The 21,982-nt window shown below is 71.8% G+C and carries 16 protein-coding genes; all 16 read left to right on the forward strand.

The features are described from left to right. Window positions 1-23: 23 nt before the first annotated feature. The 16 genes from MNZ27_RS04110 to MNZ27_RS04185 all read left to right on the forward strand — a co-directional run bounded on the left by MNZ27_RS04110 (window position 24) and on the right by MNZ27_RS04185 (window position 21,975). Window positions 24-6,305: a beta strand repeat-containing protein gene (locus tag MNZ27_RS04110; RefSeq protein WP_242392764.1), complete on the forward strand. Its 6,282-nt coding sequence runs from the start codon at window positions 24-26 to the stop codon at window positions 6,303-6,305. A gap of 70 nt (window positions 6,306-6,375) precedes the next feature. After that, window positions 6,376-7,608: a hypothetical protein gene (locus MNZ27_RS04115; protein ID WP_242392765.1), complete on the forward strand. Its 1,233-nt coding sequence runs from the start codon at window positions 6,376-6,378 to the stop codon at window positions 7,606-7,608. Next, window positions 7,605-8,423, forward strand: coding sequence for a cytochrome c biogenesis protein CcsA (gene ccsA, locus MNZ27_RS04120; protein WP_242392766.1), 819 nt, complete (start codon window positions 7,605-7,607; stop codon window positions 8,421-8,423). Before MNZ27_RS04115 ends, ccsA begins: the two co-directional genes overlap by 4 nt. Window positions 8,424-8,428: 5 nt before the next feature. Next, window positions 8,429-8,923: a hypothetical protein gene (locus tag MNZ27_RS04125; protein WP_242392767.1), complete on the forward strand. Its 495-nt coding sequence runs from the start codon at window positions 8,429-8,431 to the stop codon at window positions 8,921-8,923. A 75-nt stretch (window positions 8,924-8,998) separates the two neighbouring features. After that, window positions 8,999-10,264: an ABC transporter permease gene (locus MNZ27_RS04130; RefSeq protein ID WP_242392768.1), complete on the forward strand. Its 1,266-nt coding sequence runs from the start codon at window positions 8,999-9,001 to the stop codon at window positions 10,262-10,264. Beyond that, window positions 10,261-11,442 (forward strand): ABC transporter permease, encoded by a 1,182-nt coding sequence (locus MNZ27_RS04135; RefSeq protein ID WP_242392769.1) that lies wholly within the window; start codon window positions 10,261-10,263, stop codon window positions 11,440-11,442. Before MNZ27_RS04130 ends, MNZ27_RS04135 begins: the two co-directional genes overlap by 4 nt. A 25-nt stretch (window positions 11,443-11,467) precedes the next feature. Further along, window positions 11,468-12,184: an ABC transporter ATP-binding protein gene (locus tag MNZ27_RS04140; protein WP_242392770.1), complete on the forward strand. Its 717-nt coding sequence runs from the start codon at window positions 11,468-11,470 to the stop codon at window positions 12,182-12,184. Further along, window positions 12,181-12,585 carry a cupredoxin domain-containing protein gene (locus tag MNZ27_RS04145; RefSeq protein ID WP_242392771.1) on the forward strand — a complete coding sequence of 135 codons (405 nt, stop codon included), beginning with the start codon at window positions 12,181-12,183 and terminating at the stop codon, window positions 12,583-12,585. Before MNZ27_RS04140 ends, MNZ27_RS04145 begins: the two co-directional genes overlap by 4 nt. Before the next feature lie 4 nt (window positions 12,586-12,589). Continuing rightward, entirely contained in the window at window positions 12,590-13,954 is a 1,365-nt protein-coding gene (locus MNZ27_RS04150) for a Fe-S-containing protein (RefSeq protein ID WP_242392772.1), read from the forward strand. Between the two features lie 178 nt (window positions 13,955-14,132). Then, the gene (locus tag MNZ27_RS04155; protein ID WP_242392773.1) at window positions 14,133-15,215 is read left to right on the forward strand and encodes a hypothetical protein; all 1,083 of its coding nucleotides are present in this window, start codon (window positions 14,133-14,135) and stop codon (window positions 15,213-15,215) included. Window positions 15,216-15,650: 435 nt separating this feature from the next. Then, window positions 15,651-16,061 carry a cytochrome c3 family protein gene (locus MNZ27_RS04160; protein WP_242392774.1) on the forward strand — a complete coding sequence of 137 codons (411 nt, stop codon included), beginning with the start codon at window positions 15,651-15,653 and terminating at the stop codon, window positions 16,059-16,061. A 280-nt stretch (window positions 16,062-16,341) separates the two neighbouring features. Continuing rightward, on the forward strand, window positions 16,342-17,766 hold the full coding sequence (locus tag MNZ27_RS04165; RefSeq protein WP_242392775.1) for a hypothetical protein: 1,425 nt from the start codon (window positions 16,342-16,344) through the stop codon (window positions 17,764-17,766). A gap of 232 nt (window positions 17,767-17,998) precedes the next feature. Then, on the forward strand, window positions 17,999-19,255 hold the full coding sequence (locus MNZ27_RS04170) for a lipopolysaccharide biosynthesis protein (protein WP_242392776.1): 1,257 nt from the start codon (window positions 17,999-18,001) through the stop codon (window positions 19,253-19,255). A gap of 52 nt (window positions 19,256-19,307) precedes the next feature. Then, a complete protein-coding gene (locus tag MNZ27_RS04175) occupies window positions 19,308-19,865 on the forward strand; it encodes a methyltransferase domain-containing protein (protein WP_242392777.1) in 558 nt (185 codons plus the stop codon). Beyond that, a complete protein-coding gene (locus tag MNZ27_RS04180) occupies window positions 19,862-20,845 on the forward strand; it encodes a polysaccharide pyruvyl transferase family protein (RefSeq protein ID WP_242392778.1) in 984 nt (327 codons plus the stop codon). The genes MNZ27_RS04175 and MNZ27_RS04180 overlap by 4 nt, the downstream gene beginning before the upstream one ends. Next, complete coding sequence (locus tag MNZ27_RS04185) at window positions 20,809-21,975, forward strand: glycosyltransferase (protein WP_242392779.1); 1,167 nt, start codon at window positions 20,809-20,811, stop codon at window positions 21,973-21,975. Before MNZ27_RS04180 ends, MNZ27_RS04185 begins: the two co-directional genes overlap by 37 nt. Window positions 21,976-21,982: the final 7 nt, after the last annotated feature.

Below are 21,982 nucleotides of genomic sequence, written 5' to 3' on the forward strand. Positions count from 1 at the left end.
CACGGACCAGGACGAGCGGAACCATGAGCGATCGGGCGGTGGACATGCGTGGCAATCGGGCGGGCTTCGGCAGGGCGGCGGCGGTGGCGCTCGTCGCAATGGCCGGCGCGTGGGCGGGGCGGGCGGACGCGGCGGTGGCGTACGTCTCGGGGTTCGGGAACACGCCGCTCGCCAACGCCAACCCTAATGCCGTCAATTGGAGCTCCGGGAACATCAGCGTCACCCCGGGCGCCGGGACGAATCGGGTCCTCGTCGTGGTCGTGTCGGCGACCGAGGGGAGCAACATCACCTCCTTCTCGGCCAGCGCCACCTACAACGGGGCGACCGCGACGCAGGCGGTCGTGTCCTCGGCGAACAGCCGCAATCAGCTCTGGATCGGCTACTTCAAGGAGGCCAACCTTCCCGCGGGCGCGGCCAACCTGGCGGTGACCGTCACCTCGGACCAGAGCTTCAGCGGCGTGTCCGTGTTCGCCGGCACGTACCAGGGGGTCGATCAGACGACCCCCATCACCGGAAGCGGAAGCGTCACGACGACGGGATCCCAGACCATCACGCTCGCGTCCGCGGTGACCTCCAACGCCGGCGGCGCCTACGTCGCCGCCGTGTCGCACTCCAGCTCACAGACCCTCTCGTCCATCACCCCCGCGACGTACACCGCGCGCGTCACGAACGACACCGGGCCCAACGTCGGCAGCAACGTCGAGGACAAGCTGACCGCGAGCGCCTCGAGCGAAACGACGTCTTCCACGCTCACCGCGTCGAGCCGTCAGACCCTCGCGGTGGTCTCGCTGAACCCGGCCTCGAGCACCATCACCATCGGCAACGGCAGCGCCGAGCCGGCGAACAGCTCGAAGACGTCGGGGCAGGTGGGGGCGATCGACGCCTTCTCGGTGCAGACGAGCAGCGGCACGGCGACGATCACGGGGGTCACCGTGAACCTCACGGCCGGCAACACGGCGCTCTCCAACCTCTTCATCAACAGCAGCTCGGCGTGCACGGGCACGACCTACGGGACGCTGGCGAGCCCGGCGTCGGGCAACAACACGATCAGCCTGACGACGAACATCAGCGCGACCACCAGCTCGGGCTCGACCAACCTCTACGTCTGCGGCACCGCGGCGACGGTCGCTTCGAGCACCTCCGTCACCGGGAACGTGTCGGGCGTGACGGCGACCGGCTACGGGTACACCGACAGCGACACCAACAACGCGACGCTCACGGTGCTGCCGGTGATCACCATCGGGAACGGCAGCGCGGAGCCGGCCAGCAGCACGATCGCCTCGGGGCAGGTGGGGGCGATCGGCGCTTTCTCGCTGCAGACGAGCGGCGGCACGGCGACGGTCACGGCGGTGTCGGTGAGCCTGACGTTCTCCTCGGGGAGCCCGCTCACCAACGTCTTCGTGAACAGCAGCTCGGCGTGCACCGGCACGACCTACGGGACGCTGACGAGCCCGGTCTCGGGCAACAACACGATCAACCTGACGACGAGCCTCGGCGCGACCACGACGTCGGGGACGACCGATCTCTTCGTCTGCGGCACGGCCGCGACCGTGACCGCCTCCGCTACGGTGACCGGCACGGTGGCCTCGGTGACGGCGAGCGGGTACGGCGCGACCGACACCGACACGACGAGCGCCACGCTCACGGTGTCGCCCGCGCTCACCATCGGGAACGGCAGCTCCGAGCCGGCGAACAGCTCGAAGACCTCGGGGCAGGTGGGGGCGATCGACGCGTTCTCGGTGCAGACGAGCAGCGGCACGGCGACGATCACGGCGGTGACGGCGACCCTGACCTTCTCCACGGGCAGCCCGCTCACCAACGTCTTCGTGAACAGCAACTCGGCGTGCACCGGGACGACCTACGGGACGCTGGCGAGCCCGGTCTCGGGCAGCAACGCCATCGCCCTGACGACGAACATCAGCGCGACCACGACGTCGAGCTCGACCAGCCTCTACCTGTGCGGCACGGCCGCGACGGTGACCACGTCGGCGACCGTCACCGGCACGGTGGCCTCGGTGACGGCGAGCGGGTACGGGTCAACCGACAACGACACCACGAGCGCGACGCTCACGGTGACGGTGCCACCGTCGATCACCATCGGCAACGGCAGCGCGGAGCCGGCGAGCAGCTCGAAGTCTTCGGGGCAGGTGGGGGCGATCGACGCGTTCTCGGTGCAGACGAGCAGCGGCACGGCGACCATCACGTCGGTGGCGGTGACCCTGACGTTCTCCACGGGCAGCCCGCTCACCAACGTGTTCGTGAACAGCAGCTCGGCGTGCACCGGGACGACCTACGGGACGCTGGCGAGCCCGGTCTCCGGCAGCAACACGATCAGCCTGACGACAAACATCAGCGCGACCACGACGTCGAGCTCGACCAACCTCTACCTGTGCGGTACGGCGGCCACCGTCTCGGCGAACGCCACCGTCACCGGCACGGTGGCCTCGGTGACGGCGAGCGGCTACGGCTTCGTCGACAACGACACCACCAGCGCGACCCTCACCGTGACACCGCCGCCGGTCCCCGGGACGACGACGGGAGCCATCAACGCGACCGTCAACTCGTGCACCCAGGTGACCGCGACCGCGAGCTACACCGGTGACACCGACGGCGACAACACCGTCACCTTCAGCCGCTCCACCGACGGGACGACCTTCACCGCGCTCGCCGCCTGCACGAACCTCGGCGGCGGGACGAACCCGCGCGCCTGCACGGACGGCACGGCCGCGGCGAGCACGAGTTATTGGTACCGGGCGCAGTTCACCGACACGACCGGCGGCGTGGCCGGGACGAACCCGATCACCACCTCCTCCAGCATCAACACCGGGGTCTGCGCGGCGAACCTGGTCGTCGGGGATCCCGGGATCGCCAGCCAGCCCGCGGCGGGGACGCTCACCGTCGGCGCCACGGCCTGGACGTACGTCGGCCAGTTCACCCTGGCGGCAACCTCCGGAACCGTGTCGCTCGGCGCGCTCGCGGTCTCGAACGCCGCCGCGGCGCCGCTCGCCACCGCTGGCGACCTCCAGCTCAACCTCGTGAACGCGACCGGGACCGGCGTGTACGCGACCGGGAGCTGGGACGGGGCGAAGTGGGTCTTCGGCACGATCAACGACCCGTCCACCGGCCTGCCGGTGTCGATCGGCACGACCGCGGTCACCTTCCGGATCTACGCGACGGCCAACTACGGCGCCGCCCCGGCCGAGAACTTCAAGATGCAGCTCGCGCCCGCCAACGTGGCCGGGCTCTCGCCGGCGACCGCGACCACCGGCGCGACCGTCACCGCAAACAACTATTCGACCGCGGCGCCCGCGGCCGTGAACGAGGGGTCGGTCTCCTCCACCACCGGCCCGATGGTGTCGATCGTGAACCCCGACAAGGGGAAGGCGGTGAGCGGCAACTTCCTGGTGCAGATCTACGTCAACAGCGCGAACGGCAGCGCCGTCAGCGCGATGGGGCTCACCACCGACGGCTCGACGCCCTCCTGCGCCACGAACGACGCCACCATCACCAAGGACTCGCACACCTACTCGAGCGCGAGCGCGGCGATGTACTCCAAGGTGGTGAGCGGCCTCGCGGCGGGGACGCACACGCTCAAGGCCTGCGCGACCAACACCGCGGCGACCGTGGTGTCGGCGCCGGTGACCGTCACGGTCCGCGCCGCGGGGTCGGGCGACGGCAACATGCTGGTCCGCGACAACGCGAGCCAGCTCTGCAGCGATTGCCACAGCCAGGGCAAGCTCCAGCCGCACGACAGCCAGTCCACCCGGAGCAAGTACGGCTCCTGGTCCACGACCTGCCGCGACTGTCACACGCCGCACAGCACGCGGAACCTGTACCTCGTGAAGGAGCAGATCGTCCCGCCGGCGGTGAACGGGTATCAGCCCGCGCGCAACGTCTACCTCGCCAAGACGACGGGCGACTCGAACGTCAGCGGCGCCACGACGCCGGCCAGCTCCTCCTTCGCCAACTCGGACTCGAGCGGCGTGTGCCAGGCGTGCCACACCCGCACCATGAACGCGTCGCGGACCTACTCGAACGGGAGCTTCACCAACGGCAGCACCACCGTGACGAGCGGCTCGGCCGTCTTCGTGAGCGGGACGACGCCGACCGGCGACGTCGGAAACTACGTCCTCGCGCCCGACGGGAGGTCGTACCAGATCTCCGCCGTCGTCTCGGCGACGCAGGCGACGCTCGCCACGGCTTACCAGGGCCCCACCGTCTCCGGGACGGCGAGCCTCTACGTGGGGCCGCCGCGCTGGCGGAACACCGGCAACGGGGACACCCACTACACGGCGGCGGTCGGGACGCAGGCGTGCACGGGGTGCCACTCGCACCAGAGCGGGTTCGCGGCGGGTGAGAGCAGCGGCGGCGCCAGCTGCTCCGGCTGCCACAAGAGCATCTGGAACGCGATGAACGGCACCACCACCGGGCTGGCCGCCAAGCACACCCTCGGCGCCGCGGTGGGGACGAACGACAGCTTCAAGGACGACGCGACGGTCGACTGGGGCACGCAGACGTCGCTCGCGAACGTCCTGGCGACGCAGCGCTCCTGCGTGAACATGTGCCACGACGATCACGTCCACGACCTGAGCCCGGCGACGACGCACGAGCAGAACGGCTACGCCGACGCCCGCAGCGCGACGTCGCGCGCCATGACCCGGGACGGGAGCAACAACGTCACCGTCGGCTCCCCGGCCAAGGTGGACTTCTCCTACAACGCGACGACGCAGGCCTGGGGCGGCATGTGCACGTCCTGTCACCAGACCCAGGTGGACTCGAGCCGGCCCGCCGTCGCGGCGGCGAGCTTCAGCGGCGGCGGCCACGACGGCGTCACCACCTCCGACGGGACCACGACGTACAACTGGAACTACACCCTCCACGACGGGAGCAGCTTCAACCGGAACTGCACCAAGTGCCACGCCTCGCGGGCGGAGGGCACGACGCCGACCTCCTCGGCGACGGGCTCGGGCGCGACGGCCGTGCACGGGACGACGGACCCGTCGCTGCTCGCGGGCTCGAAGACGCCCGCCGGCACGGCGGCCGGGTACGTCTGCTACAACTGCCACGGGTCCACCGCGACGCCCGCCAGCGGCGTGCAGGGCAACCGCTCCAAGAAGAACATCCAGTCCGAGATCGCGAAGGCCGGCAGCGGGCACCGGACCGACTCGGACACCGTCCACGCGACCGTGACGGAGGCGAGCAACGCGGCGTTCGGCAACACGCTGGGGGTGACCGAGCGTCACGTGAACTGCCTCGATTGCCACGACTCGCACCAGGCCAAGGCGGGCCTGCGGACCATCGGCGGCGCCAGCGGGAACACCATCGGCGGCGCGCTCGCCGGGACGTGGGGGGCGAAGCTCTCGACCAACCCGGCGTTCTGGACGGCCGGGGCGTCCACGAACTTCACGAAGGCCACCCTGACGACGGGGACCCCGGGCGCCGCCCAGGACAACCTCGAGGCGACGCTCTGCTTCAAGTGCCACTCGAGCTTCTACGGCACGCTGCCGACCGCGCCGTCGTCGGTCGGCCTGCCGTCGCCCATCGCGGCCGGCGGGTTCACCGAGACCGACACGGCGATGGAGTTCAACCCGGCCAACGCCGGGAACTGGAAGACCTCGGGCACGGCGAACACCTATGACGGCGGCGAGACCGCCGGCTCCTTCCACCCGGTGCTCGCCGACAGCTCGAACAACCTCGGGCAGATCACGCTCACCAACCTCGTCACGACCAACTTCGCGTGGAGCACGACCACGCGGAACCGGATGCGCTGCTCGGACTGCCACGCCTCCGACACGAACACCGACCCAGCCGGCCCGCACGGCTCGGCGGCCAAGTTCGTGCTCCGAGGCCCGAACACGGCCTGGAACGCATCTCTCAACAGTGTGGCGACGACCGGGATCTTCTGCTGGAACTGCCACTCCATCAACTCGACCAACTCGCGCTACAGCGCTCACGGCACCCACAACGGGAAGGCGGCCTGCTTCACCTGTCACTCGGCGATCCCGCACGGCTCGATGCGGCCAGGGCTCCTCAGCGCGGGCAACGGCGGCTGCGGCGTGAACGGCGGGACCACCTGCGGGCAGACCTCGATGAACATCAACGTCGGCGGTCCGGTGGTGGCCTGCCAGAACGGCAACGGCGCGGGGACGAACTGCCTCGCCACCGACAACCCGCCCTACAATCAGGCTCCCTCGACCTACAACAAGCTCCGGCTCGCGTACTATCCGTCGAACGCGACCACGAACTGGGGCACGACCACCGCGTACTGCGGCTGCGGCAACGTCATCGGCGGGCAGGGACACTGATGGCCGGTCGCTGGCCAGGGCGGGCCTCCGGGCCCGCCCCGGAGGTGTCCGACTGCGGGGCGCGCTCGCCATGAAGCTCGTGCGGATCGTCAGATCGCCGTCGTTCGCCCTCGCGGTCATCGGCTTCGTCGCGGTCTACTCGGCGGTGGGCGCCTGGCTTCCCTGGTCCTCGCCAGGCGGGCGCCCGGCGCCGGCGTGGGCCGCGGCGCTCCGGCTTGACCATCCGTTCTCGGCGCCGCCGTTCCTCGTCGCGGTCGCGGCGCTCCTCGCGAGCGTCCTCGCCTGCACCTGGGGCAAGCGCGGCCGGATCCTCCGGCTCGGGCGCGGTGAGCTCCCTCCAACGGCGATGTGCCTGCCGCCGCGCCCCGGCGCGGATCCCGGCGCGTTCCTCCGGGACCAGGGCTTCCGGCGACGCGGCGAGATCTGGACCCGGTGTCGCGCCGGGCTCTGGGGCGGCTGGGTCCTGCACGTCGGCCTCCTCGCGCTCATCGCGGGCGTCCTCGTCCAGCAGAGCCTCTTCGACACCGGCCTCTTCGAGCTCACCGAGGGGGAGACCGCGAAGCTCGACGCGCCCGGCGCGCTCCTCTGGCGGAGCCGGGGCGTCCTCGCGCGCGCCACCCCCCCGGACGTCGAGGTCACGCTCCACTGGTTCGATCCCTACGCGAGCCAGGAGGGCTACGCGCGGGATCGGCTGAGCCAGCTCGGCGTCGTGCGGCGAGGGCACGACCCGGTGACGGCGTTCCTCGATCGCTCCGCGGGGATCCGCGCCGGCGGCTTGCAGTTCTTCCAGGCCATCCCGACCGGCTACGCCGTAAACCTCGACGTCCCCGGCCTCGGGCGCCGGAGCGTCCACCTCCGACCCGAGATGGCGCACCTCGCGTCGATCCGGCTCGACGATCCTTCCGGCCGGCCGGCCCGGTTCCTGCTGACCGCGGCGGGCTCGCTCGACGATCCGATGGGGACGGGACCGATCCGGGTGGAGCTCGAGCAGGACGGGGTGCGGCGGGCCCTCCAGCGCGGCGCCGCCTTCCGCTTCGGCGATCGCGACGCGACGCTCCTCTCGGTGGGGCGGTGGGGCCAGTACACCTACGCGCGCGCGCCGGGGATGTCGGCCGTCTTCGCGGGCTTCGCCCTCGTCCTCGCCGGCTGCGCGCTCCTGCTCCTCCCCGCCGGCGTGGCGCGGGTGGAGGACGGGGCGATCCGCGCCTACCTGGTGCGCGGCGGCGCGGCGCTCGCGGCGGACTGGACGCACGATCCTCCGCCGGGCGCCGAGGACCGGCGTCTTCGTACCGAGGGCCCATGACCGAGAGCATCCTCTTCTGGACCGCGACGACGTGCTACGCGGCGGGGACGGTCGCCGCCGTCCTCTGGCTCGCCTTTCGCAGCGATCGCGCCGGATGGGCGGCGAGGGCCCTCGCCGGCCTCGGCCTCGCGGCGCACGCGGGGGCCCTCGGCCTCCGCTGGGCGGCGGTCGGGCACGGGCCGTACGCGACGCGCTACGAGGTCGTGTCGGCGGACACCTTCGTTCTCGTGGCGGTCTGGCTCGCGGCGACGCTGCGCGTCCGCGCCCTGCGGAGCCTCGCGCCCATCGTGCTGCCGCTCGCCTTCCTCGGGATGGGGTGGGCGCTGACGAGCTTCGACGTCCGGTACACGCTCCCCATCATCTTCCGCTCCTACTGGCTCTACCTCCACATCGGGTTCGCGAAGCTCTTCGCCGCGACCATCCTCCTCTCGGCCGCGTGCGCTGCGGCGTACCTCGTGAAGCTCCGCGACCCGACGCGCTTCCCTGCGCTGCCGCCCCCCGAGCGACTCGACCTGTACGCGCACCAGCTCATGCTCGCGTCGTTCCTCTTCCTCGGCGTCATGATCGTCGCCGGCTCGCTGTGGGCGGCGCAGGGCTGGGGCCGGTACTGGGGCTGGGATCCCATCGAGACGAGCGCGCTCGTCACGTGGATCGTCCTCGGGATCATCCTGCACCTTCGCGTGCTGCACGGGTGGAGCGGGAGGCGGATGGCGTACCTCACCTTCGTGGGGCTCGCCTGCGCGCTCGCGACACTGTTCGTCGTGGCGCTGCTCGTGCCCACCATCCACAACTCCTACCTGGTGGGGCGCGGATGAGGCGGTTGCTCCTCGTCGTCGCGGCGCTCGTCGCGCTCTCCGGCTGCAAGCGCACCGCGACCGACGCTGCGCGGGCCGTGCGCGCTTACGACGACGAGCTGGTCCGCGCGTTCCGGATGAGCGACTCCTCGCGCGTCCCGGAGGTCGCGACGCGCCAGGAGGCCGACCGGGTCCTCGTCCTCGTGGATCTCAAGGCCTCGAACCGGCTGGTCCTGGACTCGACGCTGGAGCGCTTCGAGGTCCTCTCGGCGCGCGCCGCGCCCGACGGGAAGACCGCGGAGGTCGACACGGCGGAGCGCTGGCGGTACTTCGATCGCCCCCTCGATCCGGGGCGAACGGCCGGCGCGGTCATCCTCAGCGAGATGCGGATGCGCTACGCGCTGGTCCGGGAGGGCGGGCGCTGGAAGGTCGCCGACGTGACGACGCTCGGCAACGAGATCCTCTCGGGCCGGCCACGGCAGGCAGCGGACTCCTCGCGCGAGGCCGGTTCGCCCCGGTGACGTCCCGGACGCTCGAGTGACCGCCGGAGCCGTGGATGGCTGCCCGACGTCACCCGGTGGCATGATGCACGACCGATGGTCCTCCGGATCCTCCGCGGCGCGGTCCGCCTTCACCCGATGCGGCTCGCCCTCGTGGTCCTCTCCACCGCGATGGGCGCGGGCATCGCCTCGGCGCTCGGCTTCGTCGCCCTCCAGGCGGAGGACCGGATCGCGCGCGAGCTGCGGAGCTTCGGCGCGAACATCGTGGTCGAGCCGGTCGGCGCGACCGCCCCGGGCGGCGCCGCGGCCGGCGGGGCGTCGCTCCAGGAGGCGGATCTCGCCCGCGTCCTCACCATCTTCTGGCGGCACAACGTGGTCGGCCTCGCCCCCTCGCTCACCGCCCCGGCCACCGTGGCGGGCCCGGGCGGCGCCGAGCGCGCCCTGGTCGCGGGGGTCTGGTTCGAGAGGCGTCTCCCGCGCGCGGAGGGCGGGGAGGATCTCGTCGCGGGGGTCGTCCCGCTCTTCCCGCACTGGACGGTGGACGGCCGCTGGCCGGCGCCGGGCGAGCGGGGCGCGGCGGTGGTGGGGAGGGCGGTCGCGACCCGCCTCGGCGTCCGGCCGGGCGCCCGCCTCGCGGTGGACGTCGGCAAGGGACCGGCGACCTACACCGTCGCCGGGCTCCTCGCGACCGGCGGCCTCGAGGAGGACGAGGTCCTGATCGACCTCTCCGACGCGCAGGCGCTCCTCGGGCGCCCCGGCGAGATCTCTCGCGCGCTCGTCTCGGCGGTGACCGTCCCGCTCGACGCGTTCGGCCGGCGCCCGCCGTCCGGCATGACGCGGCTCGAGTACGAGAAGTGGTTCTGCACGCCGTACGTGACGAGCGTCGCCCGGCAGGTGGAGGAGGCGATCCGCGGGAGCCGGGCCCGGCCGGTCTGGAGCATCGCCGAGGCGGAGGCGCGGGTCCTCTCGCGGCTCGGCGTGCTCATGGCGATCCTCGCCGCGCTGTCGCTCGCGGCCGCCGCCCTCGCGGTCGCCTCCACCTTCGCCGCGCGGGTGATGGGCCGGCGCGCGGAGATCGCCCTCATGCGCGCGTGCGGCGCGTCGGCGTGGCAGGTCGTGCTGCTCCTCGGCGCGGAGATCCTCGCCCTCGGAGCGCTCGGCGGCGTCCTCGGCGCCGCGCTGGCGGCGGTCCTCGTCCGCGTGCTCGGGGCGGTGGTCTTCGGCGCGCCCCTCCAGCCCGGCGCCGCGCTCGCGCCGCTCGCCGTCCTCGCCGCGCTGCTCGTGGCGGCGGCGGGCGCGGTGTGGCCCCTCCGGCGCGCGCTCGCCCTCGAGCCCGCCCCCGAGCTGAAGGAGGCGGCGTGACCCCGGGGCCGGCGCGGCCCGGCGGGACCGGGTTCTTCGGCCGGTGGCTGCGGCGCTCGCTCCGGCGAAGCCTCGCCGCGAGCGCCGTCGCGACCGCCTCGCTCGCGCTCTCGTCCGCGCTCGTCTTCTGCCTCGTGGCGGTGTCGGGCGGGGTGGAGCGGCAGCTCGGGAAGGAGCTGTCGGTGTACGGCGCGAACCTCCTCGTCCTGCCCCGCTCCGCGCCGCTGCGGTTCGGCCTCGGCGCCCTCGAGCTCGGGCCCGTCGAGGAGGAGCGGCACCTCCCGGAGGCCGCGCTCCTCCGCCTCCCGGTGGCGGTGCCCGGCGTCGAGGCCGTCGCGCCCGCGCTCCTCGCCCGCGTGAGCGTGAACGGCGCGGCCGCCGGCGCGGTCGGCTACCGGTGGGAGGCGCTGCGCGCCCTGAACCCGCTCTGGCGCGTCACGCCGCGCTGGCCGGGCGAAGGGGAGGCGATGGCGGGCGCCTCGGTCGCCGCGCGGCTCGGGCTCGCCGCCGGCCGCGAGCTCGAGGTCGCCGCCGGCGACCGCCGCGCGCGGCTCCGGCTCGCCGCGATCGTCGAGACCGGCGGCCGCGAGGACGACGATCTGTTCCTGCCGCTCCCGCTCGCCCAGGCGCTGGCCGCGCGGCCGGGCGAGGCCTCGCTCGCGCTGGTGCGGGCGGACCTGGCGTCGCGGACGCCGGAGGCGACCGCGCGGGCCATCGAGGGCGCGGTGCCGGGCGCGGAGGCGCGCACCATCGCCCAGGTCGCGGGGGCCGAGACCGCGCTCCTCGACAAGGTCCGGCGGCTCCTCGGGGCGGTGACCCTCGCGCTCGGCGCGGCCACGGCGTTCACCGTCTCCGGGACGCTCGGCGTGCTCCTCCTCGCGCGCCGCCGCGAGCTCGGGCTCTACCTCGCCCTCGGGGCCGAGGCGCGGACGGTGCGGCGGCTCCTCCTCACCGAGGCCGCGGCGAGCGGGCTCGTGGGCGGGCTCGCCGGGTGCGTCCTCGGCGCGGTCGCGGCCGAGGCGGTCGCCGCGAGCGTCTTCGGCGCGCTCGTGCCGCCGGGCTGGGCCGCCGCGCCCCTCGCGATCGTCACCTCGTTCGCGCTCGCGCTCGGCGCCGCCACCTGGCCGGTGGCGCGTGCGCTCGCGGTCTCTCCGTGCGATAGTCTCCGGGCGCCTTGATCCGGCGCCCCAGCGTCCCCCTCGCATGCCCGGATACCCGATCCGCATCGACAAGGTGGCGCGCCGCTACGGCGACGTGGAGGCGCTCCGGGAGCTCGCGTGCGACCTCGACGCGGGTCGGTGGGTGTCGCTCGTCGGACCGTCCGGCTCCGGCAAGTCCACGCTCCTCCACCTCCTCGGCGCGATGGACGCGCCGAGCGCCGGCCGGATCCTCGTCGGCGACATCGACCTCTCCACGCTCGACCAGGCCTCGGCGGCGCGCTTCCGCCGGGAGCGGGTGGGCTTCGTCTTCCAGCAGCACCACATGGTGCCGTACCTCTCGGCGGTGGAGAACGTCATGCTCGCGCAGTGGTTCCACAGCCTCGCGGACGAGGCGGAGGCCGAGGCGGCCCTCGCGCGCGTGGGGCTCGCGCACCGCGCGCGGCACCTGCCCTCGCAGCTCTCTGGCGGCGAGCGGCAGCGCGCCTGCATCGCGCGGGCGCTGGTGAACGAGCCGGGGCTCCTCCTCCTCGACGAGCCGACCGGGAGCCTGGACTGGGCGAACGCCCTTCAAGTCCTGGACCTCCTCGCGCGGCTGCACGCCGAGGCGGGGTTCACGATCGTCTGCGCCACCCACAACCCCGCGGTGGCCCGCTGGGGCGATCGGGTCCTCACGATGCGCGACGGGGCGTTGGTCTCGGACGAGCGGATCGTCCCCGAGCGGCCGCGCGCCGACGTCGCGCTCGTCGCGGAGGGCGCATGACGCGCCGCCGCGCCGTCGCGCTGGGCGCCGCCGCCGCGGCGGTCCTCGGGATCTTCGCCGCCGTCCAGGCGCTGCGCACGCCCTCGGTGCAGGTCGCCTCGGCGGCGCAGGGGAGGGCGGCGCCCGGCCCCGACGGCATCCAGACCGTGGAGCTGGTGGGCGCGGCGGGCGAGTACCGGCCGAACGTGATCCACGCCCGGGCCGGCCAGCCCCTCCGGCTCCGGGTGACGCTGCACGACGCGCACGCCTGCGAGACGCGCCTCCTCGCGCCGGATCTCGGGGTGGACCTCCCGCTGCGGCCGGGCGGCAGCACCGAGGTGGTGCTCCCGCCGGCGCCGGCCGGCTCGTACCTCTTCACCTGCGAGATGAAGATGGTGAAGGGCGTGCTCGTGTACGAGTGAGCGGATGGCCGACGCGTTCCTCGCCGCGTTGCGCGTCGGCGCCGACGGGGCCCTCGCCGCCGCGCTCGGCTTCGTGCTCCTCCGCGCGTCCGCCCTCCGACGCATCGCCGCGCCGGCGGCCGTCGCGGTCGCCGCCGGGCTCGCGGTCGGCGTCGCCGCCGCGCTCCGCGCCCAGGCACGCGGCCTCGCCCCCGCCGATTTCCTGCCGGCGCTCCAGCGCGGCGACGCCCTCTTCGCGCTCGCGCTCGCCGCCCTCGCGCTCCTCGCGCGCGGCCGGAGCGCGGACGCGCTCGCCATCGGGTGGCGCCGCCCCGTCGCCGAGGTCGCGGGGCTCGCGATCGGGCTCCTCGTGCTCGCGCCGGAGGGGGTGCTCCTCGCCGAGCACCTCTCCGACCTCGCGCTGCTGGGGGGCGCGGCCGCGCCGGTCTGGGGGGCCGCCTTCGCCGGCCTCGCGGTCGCCGGCGCGCTCGGCGCCGGGGCCGCGGCGCTCTGGCTCCGGGCCGGCGCCGCGAGGCACCTCACGCCCGCGGCCGTGCTGTCGCTGCTCCTCGCCCTCGAGCTGGCCGGGATCGGCACCTCCGCCGTGGGCGCGCACGTGCTCCCGCGGCTCGTCACCGCCGCGATCTCCCGCGCGATCCACGACTCCGTCCACCTCCTGTTCGTCGTCCTCCAGGTGCCGGATCACGCCTACCTCGAGGACTGGGCCTATCAGCTCATCCTCCGCTTCCTCGAGCCGGCGGTGCACGCCGCGGTCGGAGCCGCCGTGGTCGCGGCGCCCATCCTCGCCGCCTGGCGCGCGTTCGTCCGGCGGCCCGCGCCGGCCATCGCCGAGGGCACGCACGCGCCGGCGCGACGGCTCGAGCGGGCCCGGTTCCTCCGCGAGACGCGGCTCGGCTCCATCGCCTTCGCCGTCGCCGCTGCCCTCTCGATCGCGGCGATCTGGTCGGCGCGGGCGGGCAGCGAGGACCTGTACGATCCGCTCCCCGAGCCGGTGGTGGACGACGGGGCAGGGAAGGTGGTCGTGCCGCTGGGCGGGCCGCTCGCCGGACAGGATGACCGGATGCGCAAGTTCGTCTACTCCGTCCCCGGCGGACGCGCGGTGACCTTCTTCACCGTCCGCCGGCCCGACGGCTCGCGCGCCGTCGCCCTCGACCTCTGCGAGATCTGCCAGCCCAAGGGATACGCGCAGCTCGGGGCCGGCTACGTCTTCTGCAAGTACTGCAAGACGCCCATCCCGGTGACCACGGTGGGGCAGCCGGGCGGCTGCAACCCCATCCCCGTGCCCGGCGCGGAGGTGAGCGGCTCGACGCTCCTCGTGCCGCGCGACGCGCTCGTGTCCGCCTGGACGCGGGCGATGGAGCGGAAGTGATGGCGCCACCCGCTTGCGTTGAGCGTCGCGAGGCACACGATGCCGTCGCCGAGCGTGGGCACACGACGACCGAGCAGCGCAGGCGTGCCTGTTGGCACGTCGAGCAGCACAGGGAGGAGTCTGCCCCGCGCAGGCAGGCAGCGTGCGCCGCAGCAGCTCAATGCGGGTGGGTGTCGCCATGAGGCCTCCGCTCGCCACCTGGTCCTCGCGGCTCGCGGGGCTCGCCGCGCGGCTCCTGATCGCGTTCGCGTTCTACGCCGCCGCCCTCGAGCTCGGCGGCTCGATCGGGCTCGTCGGGGCGGTGGGCTCACCCATCGGGCTCGCGCTGCTGGGCGCGAGCGGGCTCCTGTTCCTCGGCGCCGCGGTGTGCGCCGGGCTCGCCGCCGGGCCGCGGGGGCTGCGCGCCGCGCGCGCGCTAGTCCTCTCCGGCCTCGGGCTCTCGGTCGCGGCCCTCCCGGCGAGCCTCGCGTTCCGGACCGGCGGCACGGTCGCGGTGGGGGAGGGCCAGACGCTCGAGCCGGACGCGCTCCAGGGGCTGCCCGCCCTCCGGTTCGGATCGGTCGCGCTCGCGCCGCGCGGCCCCCACGTGCTCTCGAAGACGGTGGAGATCGAGGCGGAGCCGGAGGGCGGCGAGCCTGTCCGGATCGGCCTCTTCCCGCCGACGGCGGTCGCCGGCTGGCGGCTCTCGGTGTTCCGCTTCGGGTACGCGGTGGCCGTCGGGTGGGCGCAGCGCTCGCCGGCGCCGCTCGTGGACGGCTACGTGATGCTCGGGACGTTCCCGCACACCGCGGAGGAGGCCGCGCTCGTCACCTGGACCCCCGAGCCGAACGTGATGATGGGGGCGGGGACGTTCCCGCCGAAGCTCGAGGATCTCCTAACGCCTCCACGCAGCGGGGCGCACCTGTTCCTCCGGCTCGAGGAGGCCACCATCGGCGGGAAGCGGCGCGACCTGCGCGACCCCGACGCGTACCGCTGGCTGGTGGACGGGCGGCTCGAGGGCGCGGTGTTCCACGTCGAGGCGCTGCAGGGCAAGGAGAAGCTGTTCGAGGGGCGGCTCCGGGCCGGAGAGTCCGCGACCTATCCCGGGGGCGCGATCACCCTCGGCCCCGACGTGCTCCTGTGGGTGGACCTGCTCGGCACGCGGGACCCGTGGCTCGCCGTGCTCGGCGCCGGGCTGGCGCTGCTCGCCGGCGGGGTCGCGTTGCGTTCCGTGCTCGCCGTGGTCGGCCTCGTTCGGCGCCAGGCCGCTCGCCGGACCTGATGACGATCCCTGCTTGCGTCGAGACTGCGCGTGCCTCCACGGCGCGGACGACTCGGCTCTGCTCGCCCTTCGACTCCGGCGCGGAAGGCGCGCCTACGCTTGTATGACTCAGGGCGAGCGGTTCCGCACGGTTGCTGCGACGAGGGCCCGCTTGCCCTGAGCAACCACCCGTTCGCCCTGAACGACCGCCAGAGGGTCGCTTGCCCTGAGCGTAGCGCCAACGACCCGTTTACGACCCGTTCGCCCTGAGCGTAGCGCTGCCGAAGGCAGCGCGGAGTCGAAGGGCGCGGGTTCGAAGGCGATGGCCGCTGCGTACCGACCAGCGCTTTCCGCGCGGGCCTCCGACGGGATATGGTCGGCTAACGACGGGCCCGATCGGTTCGCGGCTGGTGAGCGATCGCGACGGGTGCCGCAGGAGCGCGAAGAGCGATGACCATGCGACTTCCCCATACCGTCCTCCTCGCCGGCGCGCTCGCGCTCGCCTGCGCGCGCGCCCCCGTCACGGACACCTCCGCGCCGAAGCAGGCGCTCTTCGTGCCGGATCCCTCCCCGGAGGCGGCCGCCGCGCGCGACCCCCACGACTTCAAGGGCAAAGCCCTCTGCCAGCGGTGCCACTTCCCCGACGGGAAGCTCACCGCCGGCCCGAACGCCGTCTGCACCGCGTGCCACCGCTTCGGCCACGGCAACCACCCCGTGGACGTGGTCCAGAAGGCCGACGCCCACGGGCTGCCCCTCCTCGCCGACCGCAAGGTGGCCTGCCACACCTGCCACGACCCGCACTCGAAGAAGAGCGTGCTCCGCAAGCCCTTCAACGAGCTGTGCACGTCGTGCCACGGGAAGCACTGAACGTTCTCTCGTCCTCCGATCAGTTCGAGCGCAGCGGCCGCTGATTCCCGGTGCGGCCTGAACGTAGCGGCCGCTGATTCTCGGTCAGCCTGAGCGTAGTGGCCGCAATAGCGGCCGCGGAGTCGAAGGCCGACCGCCCGCCATCGAGGGCAGACAGGAGGACTCGAGCGACGCACGGTCACTCTCTGTGCGGTCTCGTGTCGCGCCCCCGAACGCGCTATTCACCTTTGATCCTCGCCGTGGCATGGGCATGTCAACCCGGACAGGGAGTACGACAGCCATGCGCCTCGCCACCGCCGCCACCTCGCGCCGCACTGCCTCCCGTTCCGCCGCCGATCGCCCCTCGCTGGGCAACCTCGCCGCCTGCATCGCGGACGCGCGCGCCGCCGCGCTCGAGCGCGACGACGGGCCGGCGGATCCCGCCGACTACCGGTCGCTCCTCGCCCGCCTCGAGAAGGCCCGCGCGAAGCTGCCGCCGTTGTACCGCCAAGCCACGGGCGATCCGTTCGTCGCGACGCTCGAGAAGCTCGGCGCGCGCGGGTTCAAGGACGTGCTCGGGCAGGACCCGGACCGGCAGGGCATCGCGCGGCTGATGCTCGACCTCGCCCAGGCGGTCCTGCAGAACGGGGAGGGGTACCAGGAGCTCGCCACCGACGCGTTCCAGGAGGTCGTGAGCGACCTCTACGACGGTTTCGTCTCCGCCGAGGACCGGCGGGGCGTGAAGCCGCCGGACCGCGGCGTGGTCCCGCCGCTCGTGAAGTGGGGGAGCGCCGCCGACGGCCCCTACACCTGGCCCGTGGCCGCGACGGCGAGCTTCCAGGTCCAGGCGCCGATCGTCTCGCTCCCCGCGCCGAACGCCCGCGCCGGCCTCCTCGCCTGGTCCACCGTCGCGCACGAGACCGCCGGGCACGATCTGCTCGCCGCGGACGACGGGCTCCACGACGAGCTCGCGAAGGCCGTCCGCGAGGAGGTCGCCGCCGCCAAGCTCGGCCGCGCCATCGCCGACTACTGGGCCGACCGGCTCGACGAGACCGCCTCCGACGTGATGGGCGTCCTGAACATGGGCCCCGCCGCGGCGGCCGGGCTCATCGGCTACTTCCGCGCGCTGAACGGCGCGTACGCGGGGCGTGAGGTGCTGCGGAACGTCGGGCCCGAGGACGACCCGCACCCCGCAGACATCGCGCGCGGCTGGCTCGGCGCCGAGACCGTGCGCCTGCTGTCGTTCTCCGCCGCGAAGCCGTGGGCCGACGCCCTCGCCGCCGAGACCGACCGGGACCTCGGCCAGGTGCGCCTCGGCCGTACCCCGGTCACCGCCGCCGTGGCGAAGGAATCCGCCGCGGTCGTGGCGAGGACCGTCGTCCGGCGGAAGCTCGAGTCCCTCGAGCGCCACGCCCTCGGCGACATCCAGGACTGGCGCGACGCCGACGAGGCCATCGTGCGCGACCTGCGTCAGGCGCTGCGCGCCGCGAAGCCCGTCCCCGCCCGCTTCGCTCCCGGCACCTACGCCGCCCACGCCGTGGCCGCCGCGGTGACCGAGGCGCTCTCCCCGAAGGCGGACGTGCCCGGGCTGACCAAGCAAATGATCCGCGCGCTGAAAGTGATGCACGACGCCAACCCGTCGTGGGGGCCGCTGTACGTCGCGCACCCCGGGGATCTGGTGGCGTCGAGGGTGAGGGGAAGGACGAACCGGGAGGCCGCCGCTTAACGCGAGCGAGCCCCGACGGTCCAATTTCCGAGAGAGTCGCGTCGGCCAGCGCCTGCAGGTCCGGGGGGCTTGCCCACCTCGACGTGGCGTGCGAGCCTCGTTCGAGGATGGAGAGACTGGTCGACGAGCATGCGCGAGTAGGGCGGACGACGAGGGCCAACCCAGGCGAACGCCGGAGGGGTTGCTCGTGACTCCGGGTGTTCCAATTGCGGAGGCGGTGGGATCGGGCGCGATGATCGGTACGGCGCTCGCGAATCGGACGACGATTCGCCGCGCAGCATCATGGATGATGTGCGGTCAGGCGGCCCTCTCGGCATGCAACTGGCTCCAGTTCGTCCTGGTCGCGCGCCTCTCGTCGATGACTGCAACCGGGCGGTTCGCCCTTGCGGCAGCCGTCGCGACACCGCTCGTACTGATTGCTGGGATGAATCTCCGCGCCGTCCAGGTGTCGGACGTCAGGGGTGAGTACGCCTTCCGGGACTACTTCCGTTTTCGCGCTCTGACGGTCGCTGCCGCGGTCGTGGCCGCCCCCATTCTGGTGGTTCTCGCCTTCGATGCGCGACTGCTGTTGCCCGTGCTCCTGCTGACCGCGGTTCGAGCGCTGGAAGCGGTGTCGGACATCATCTACGGTCAGTGGCAAGTCGAAGAGCGCTGGAACCTCATCGGAGTATCGATGATCGCCCGCGGAGCGCTCGGGTCCAGTGGGCTCGCAGGTGTGCTCCTGTTTACGCATGATCTGAATGCAGCGCTGGTGGGTCTGTTAGCAGGAACCGCTGTCGTCGTGGTGGGATTCGATGTTCCGCTCTCGACAGGTGCTCTGAGGAGCCATCACGGTCGACTCGATGACCAGCGCTCATCGGCATCGAGGCGGCTGATAGGGCTCGCAGCGACCGCGTTTCCGCTCGCGTCTGCGTATGTGCTTGCCGCACTCGTCGATGGGCTCCCCAGGTACGTGCTCGAGCACGCTCGCGGTCCGGAGGATGTCGCGTCGTTCTCGGCGGCGCTCCAGTTGGTGCTGGTGGCGGGGGTCCTCGTCAACACCGTCGTGCAAAGTGCGGGCCGTCATCTCGCTCAGTCGTTCGCACGCGAGGACTGGCGGCGTTTCTCCCGTGTGATCATCGCGCTCGGCATTGGGGCTGCGGGTGCGGGACTTTGCCTGATCATCACGTGCGCCGTTGCCGGGAACGGCCTTCTCGGGATGCTGTTCGGCTCAGCGTATGCGCGGAACGCGCCTCTGGTTGTCGTCGTTTCCATCGGAGGCGCTCTCTCGTACCTGAGTGCCGTCGCGGGTGCGGCCGTGACGGCGACGCGTCGCTTTCGGCAGGTACTGTATGCGTACGTCCTCGTATTCTGGATAGCCGTCGCGTCCGCCGCCGTGCTCGTCCCGACATACGGGCTGTTGGGCGCGGCTTGGACGTTCGTCGTGTCGGCCGCCGCTTCCCTGTTGCTCCCTCCGTTGGCTGTCTGGTGGGGCGCCCGTTCGACGTGATAGCGTGCCGGCGCCACGATCGCCCGATCATGTTTCAACGAGGCTGAGACGCGTGAGCTTGAACCTGTTTGCCGCCATCCGTAACCGAATCCTGTACCATCCTACGTGGCGAGACGCCGACGACTTCGACGAGATCTGGAAGCAAAGAATCGAGCTGCTGGCAAGCTTCATCTCCCAGCGTGGTGTCGTAGCTGACTTTGGATGCGGGATGATGTGGCTAGAGCGCTATCTCCCTCCAGCTTGCACCTATCTTCCGCTCGACCTTCACAGGCGCGACGACCGGACGGTCATCTTCGACGCAAATCGGGACGCGATTCCGGATAGGCCGTTTGCCATCGCGTTCTTGTCCGGCATGCTGGAGTACGTGGCGAGCCCTGAGGGCTTCTTCGGACAGCTCATCGAACGGCGGCCTTCTCAAATCGTGATGTCGTACGTGTCCACGGACTTGCTGCCGGGGCGTGCTCATCGACGGTCACTTCACTGGCAATCTCATCTTTCCACGAGAGAGATCCTGTCGCGCCTCGTCGGTCCGTACCGACTGAGCCGCTACCAGGAACTCCGAGGAAATCAATTGTTCAGCTTCGAAGTGGCGCAGGAGCGGCACGTATGAGCGTCATTGGGCTTCTCAGCCCCGCACTGGACCCCGCAGGGCCGAGGGGACGAAGCGAGAACGTTGGCGATCTCATCATCGACGTCGCTGTGAGACAGCAGCTGGACGAGTGCTGTCCCGGTTCGGAGATCGTCGCGGTGTCGACTCACGCAGCACCGAGCTTCCGTGAGTGCCGTCTGCTGCGAAAAGCAGACTACGTGTTCGTCGGGGGCAGCAACCTTCTCGGTTTCCACCCGGTACTCCCGCGTGCTTGGCGGATCGGGCTGCCTGGAATTGCTCTTCTTCGTGGGCTGGTCCTGCTCGGTGCAGGCTGGAGCAGCTACGCCTTGGAACTCAACCTGTACGGACGAAGAGTTCTTCGCCATTTGCTGCATCCCGGCCTTCTGCACTCGGTCAGGGATCGGTTTACGGAACAAATTCTCCGAAGTGCGGGCTTCTCGCGTATCATTTACACTGGTTGTCCGACCATGTGGGATCTCGGGTGGCCTGCGACGCGCGACGTGCCAGTCGAAAAGGCAGAGAGCGCCCTGTTGATGTTGACGGATTATTCTCGGAACCCTCCGTCGGATCGTGCACTCATCGATCTGTTGCGACGGCGCTATGCGTCGGTGTCCTTCTGGCCGCAAGGCGATCACGACCTGCAATACCTGCGGCAGCTTGGTTGTGAGTGCAACGTCGTCGCCCCGGGCCTGGACGCACTTGGCGAGTTCCTCGCGAGTCGGAGAGGAAAGATCGATTACATCGGCACGCGCCTGCATGGCGGGATCTTCTGTATCCATAAGGGCATTCGGTCGTTGGTCCTGAGCATTGACAACCGCGCGGCGGAGATTTCGAAGGACACCGGACTTCCGTGTGCCTCGCGGGACGACCTGGCCGGTGTGGAGCGCTGGATCGACGCTCGAGCTCCCACGAGGCTCTCGATGCCGACGGAGAATATCGCAGCGTGGCGCAGCCAGTTCGTCGCGAGGTGTGCGCCTTGAAGTCGGCAGCTCCAGCGCGGGTCATCCGCGTCGCCGAGATCGTCGGGGGCCTCGATCGCGGAGGGGCAGAGACGTGGCTGGTCAACGTGCTCCGGGCCCTCGATCGATCGCGCTTTTCCGTAGATTTCGTTGTCCACGAGGAACGCTCGTATCCGTACGAGCCCGAAATCGTGGCTCACGGGGGACGAGTCCTTCGTTGCCTTCGCCCGGATCGGCCGATTTCGTACTTCCGTCGACTCCGCGCCCTGCTTCTGGAGCATGGACCGTACGATATCGTTCACTCGCATATTCATCATTATAGCGGTTGGGTGTTGGCTGCTGCTGCGGCTGCTGGAGTGAAGCGCCGGGTCGTTCACGGGCATCTTGGGGCGCGGAAATCGGACCTTTCGCTCGGCCGTCGGCTCTTCACGGGCGCGATGACTACGCTGATCAGCCGTTACGCGACCGGAGGGCTCGCGGTCGCTCGTGAGGCTGCACCGGTCCTTTTCGGCGCTCGATGGGAAAGTGATCCGAGGTGGCGCCTGCTGTACTGCGGGATCGATCTCGCGCCGTTCTCGTCTCGGACGCCCGAGCGCGTGCGTGCTGCACTCCACCTTTCACGAGAGTGCTTCGTGATGGGACACGTCGGGCGGTTCGATCCGCAGAAGAATCACGAGGGACTGCTCGCGGTTGCACAGGAAGTATTCCGAAGGCGCCCCGAAAGCCATCTCCTGCTCGTCGGGACGGGGCCGCTCCGTGGCGCAATCGAGGGGCGGGTCGCAGAGATGGGCCTCTCGGATCGAGTGAGCTTCCTAGGGGCCCGGTCGGATGTTCCAGAACTGCTCGGCGCGATGGATGTGTTCGTGTTTCCCTCGCTGTACGAGGGGCTTCCGCTCGCCGTTCTCGAAGCGCAGGCTGCGGGGGTTTCGTCGGTGCTCTCGACGGCGGTGACCGAGGAGGTATTGGTCGCGCCGGAACTGGTACAGCGAGTGTCGCTCTCGGCGGGCCCATCGGGGTGGGCTGACGCCATCCTTGGCGCGCCGCGACCGACCGCCGAGTCACGAGCTCGCGCGCTTGCTGCCTTCGAGGGGAGCCGCTTCGACGTGAGGATGTCGGCGCGTGCGCTCGCCGACTATTACGCCGCGGGTTAACGAAAGA

The sequence above is a fragment of the Anaeromyxobacter oryzisoli genome, assembly GCF_022690765.1.
Lineage (GTDB): Bacteria > Myxococcota > Myxococcia > Myxococcales > Anaeromyxobacteraceae > Anaeromyxobacter > Anaeromyxobacter oryzisoli.

Bases quoted from the DNA above. Each gene is read 5' to 3' on its own strand.
- MNZ27_RS04110 (WP_242392764.1), top strand. From the start codon at position 24: ATGAGCGATCGGGCGGTGGACATGCGTGGCAATCGGGCGGGCTTCGGC.
- MNZ27_RS04115 (WP_242392765.1), top strand. From the start codon at position 6,376: ATGAAGCTCGTGCGGATCGTCAGATCGCCGTCGTTCGCCCTCGCGGTC.
- ccsA (WP_242392766.1), top strand. From the start codon at position 7,605: ATGACCGAGAGCATCCTCTTCTGGACCGCGACGACGTGCTACGCGGCG.
- MNZ27_RS04130 (WP_242392768.1), top strand. From the start codon at position 8,999: ATGGTCCTCCGGATCCTCCGCGGCGCGGTCCGCCTTCACCCGATGCGG.
- MNZ27_RS04140 (WP_242392770.1), top strand. From the start codon at position 11,468: ATGCCCGGATACCCGATCCGCATCGACAAGGTGGCGCGCCGCTACGGC.
- MNZ27_RS04145 (WP_242392771.1), top strand. From the start codon at position 12,181: ATGACGCGCCGCCGCGCCGTCGCGCTGGGCGCCGCCGCCGCGGCGGTC.
- MNZ27_RS04150 (WP_242392772.1), top strand. From the start codon at position 12,590: ATGGCCGACGCGTTCCTCGCCGCGTTGCGCGTCGGCGCCGACGGGGCC.
- MNZ27_RS04155 (WP_242392773.1), top strand. From the start codon at position 14,133: ATGAGGCCTCCGCTCGCCACCTGGTCCTCGCGGCTCGCGGGGCTCGCC.
- MNZ27_RS04160 (WP_242392774.1), top strand. From the start codon at position 15,651: ATGCGACTTCCCCATACCGTCCTCCTCGCCGGCGCGCTCGCGCTCGCC.
- MNZ27_RS04165 (WP_242392775.1), top strand. From the start codon at position 16,342: ATGCGCCTCGCCACCGCCGCCACCTCGCGCCGCACTGCCTCCCGTTCC.
- MNZ27_RS04170 (WP_242392776.1), top strand. From the start codon at position 17,999: ATGATCGGTACGGCGCTCGCGAATCGGACGACGATTCGCCGCGCAGCA.
- MNZ27_RS04180 (WP_242392778.1), top strand. From the start codon at position 19,862: ATGAGCGTCATTGGGCTTCTCAGCCCCGCACTGGACCCCGCAGGGCCG.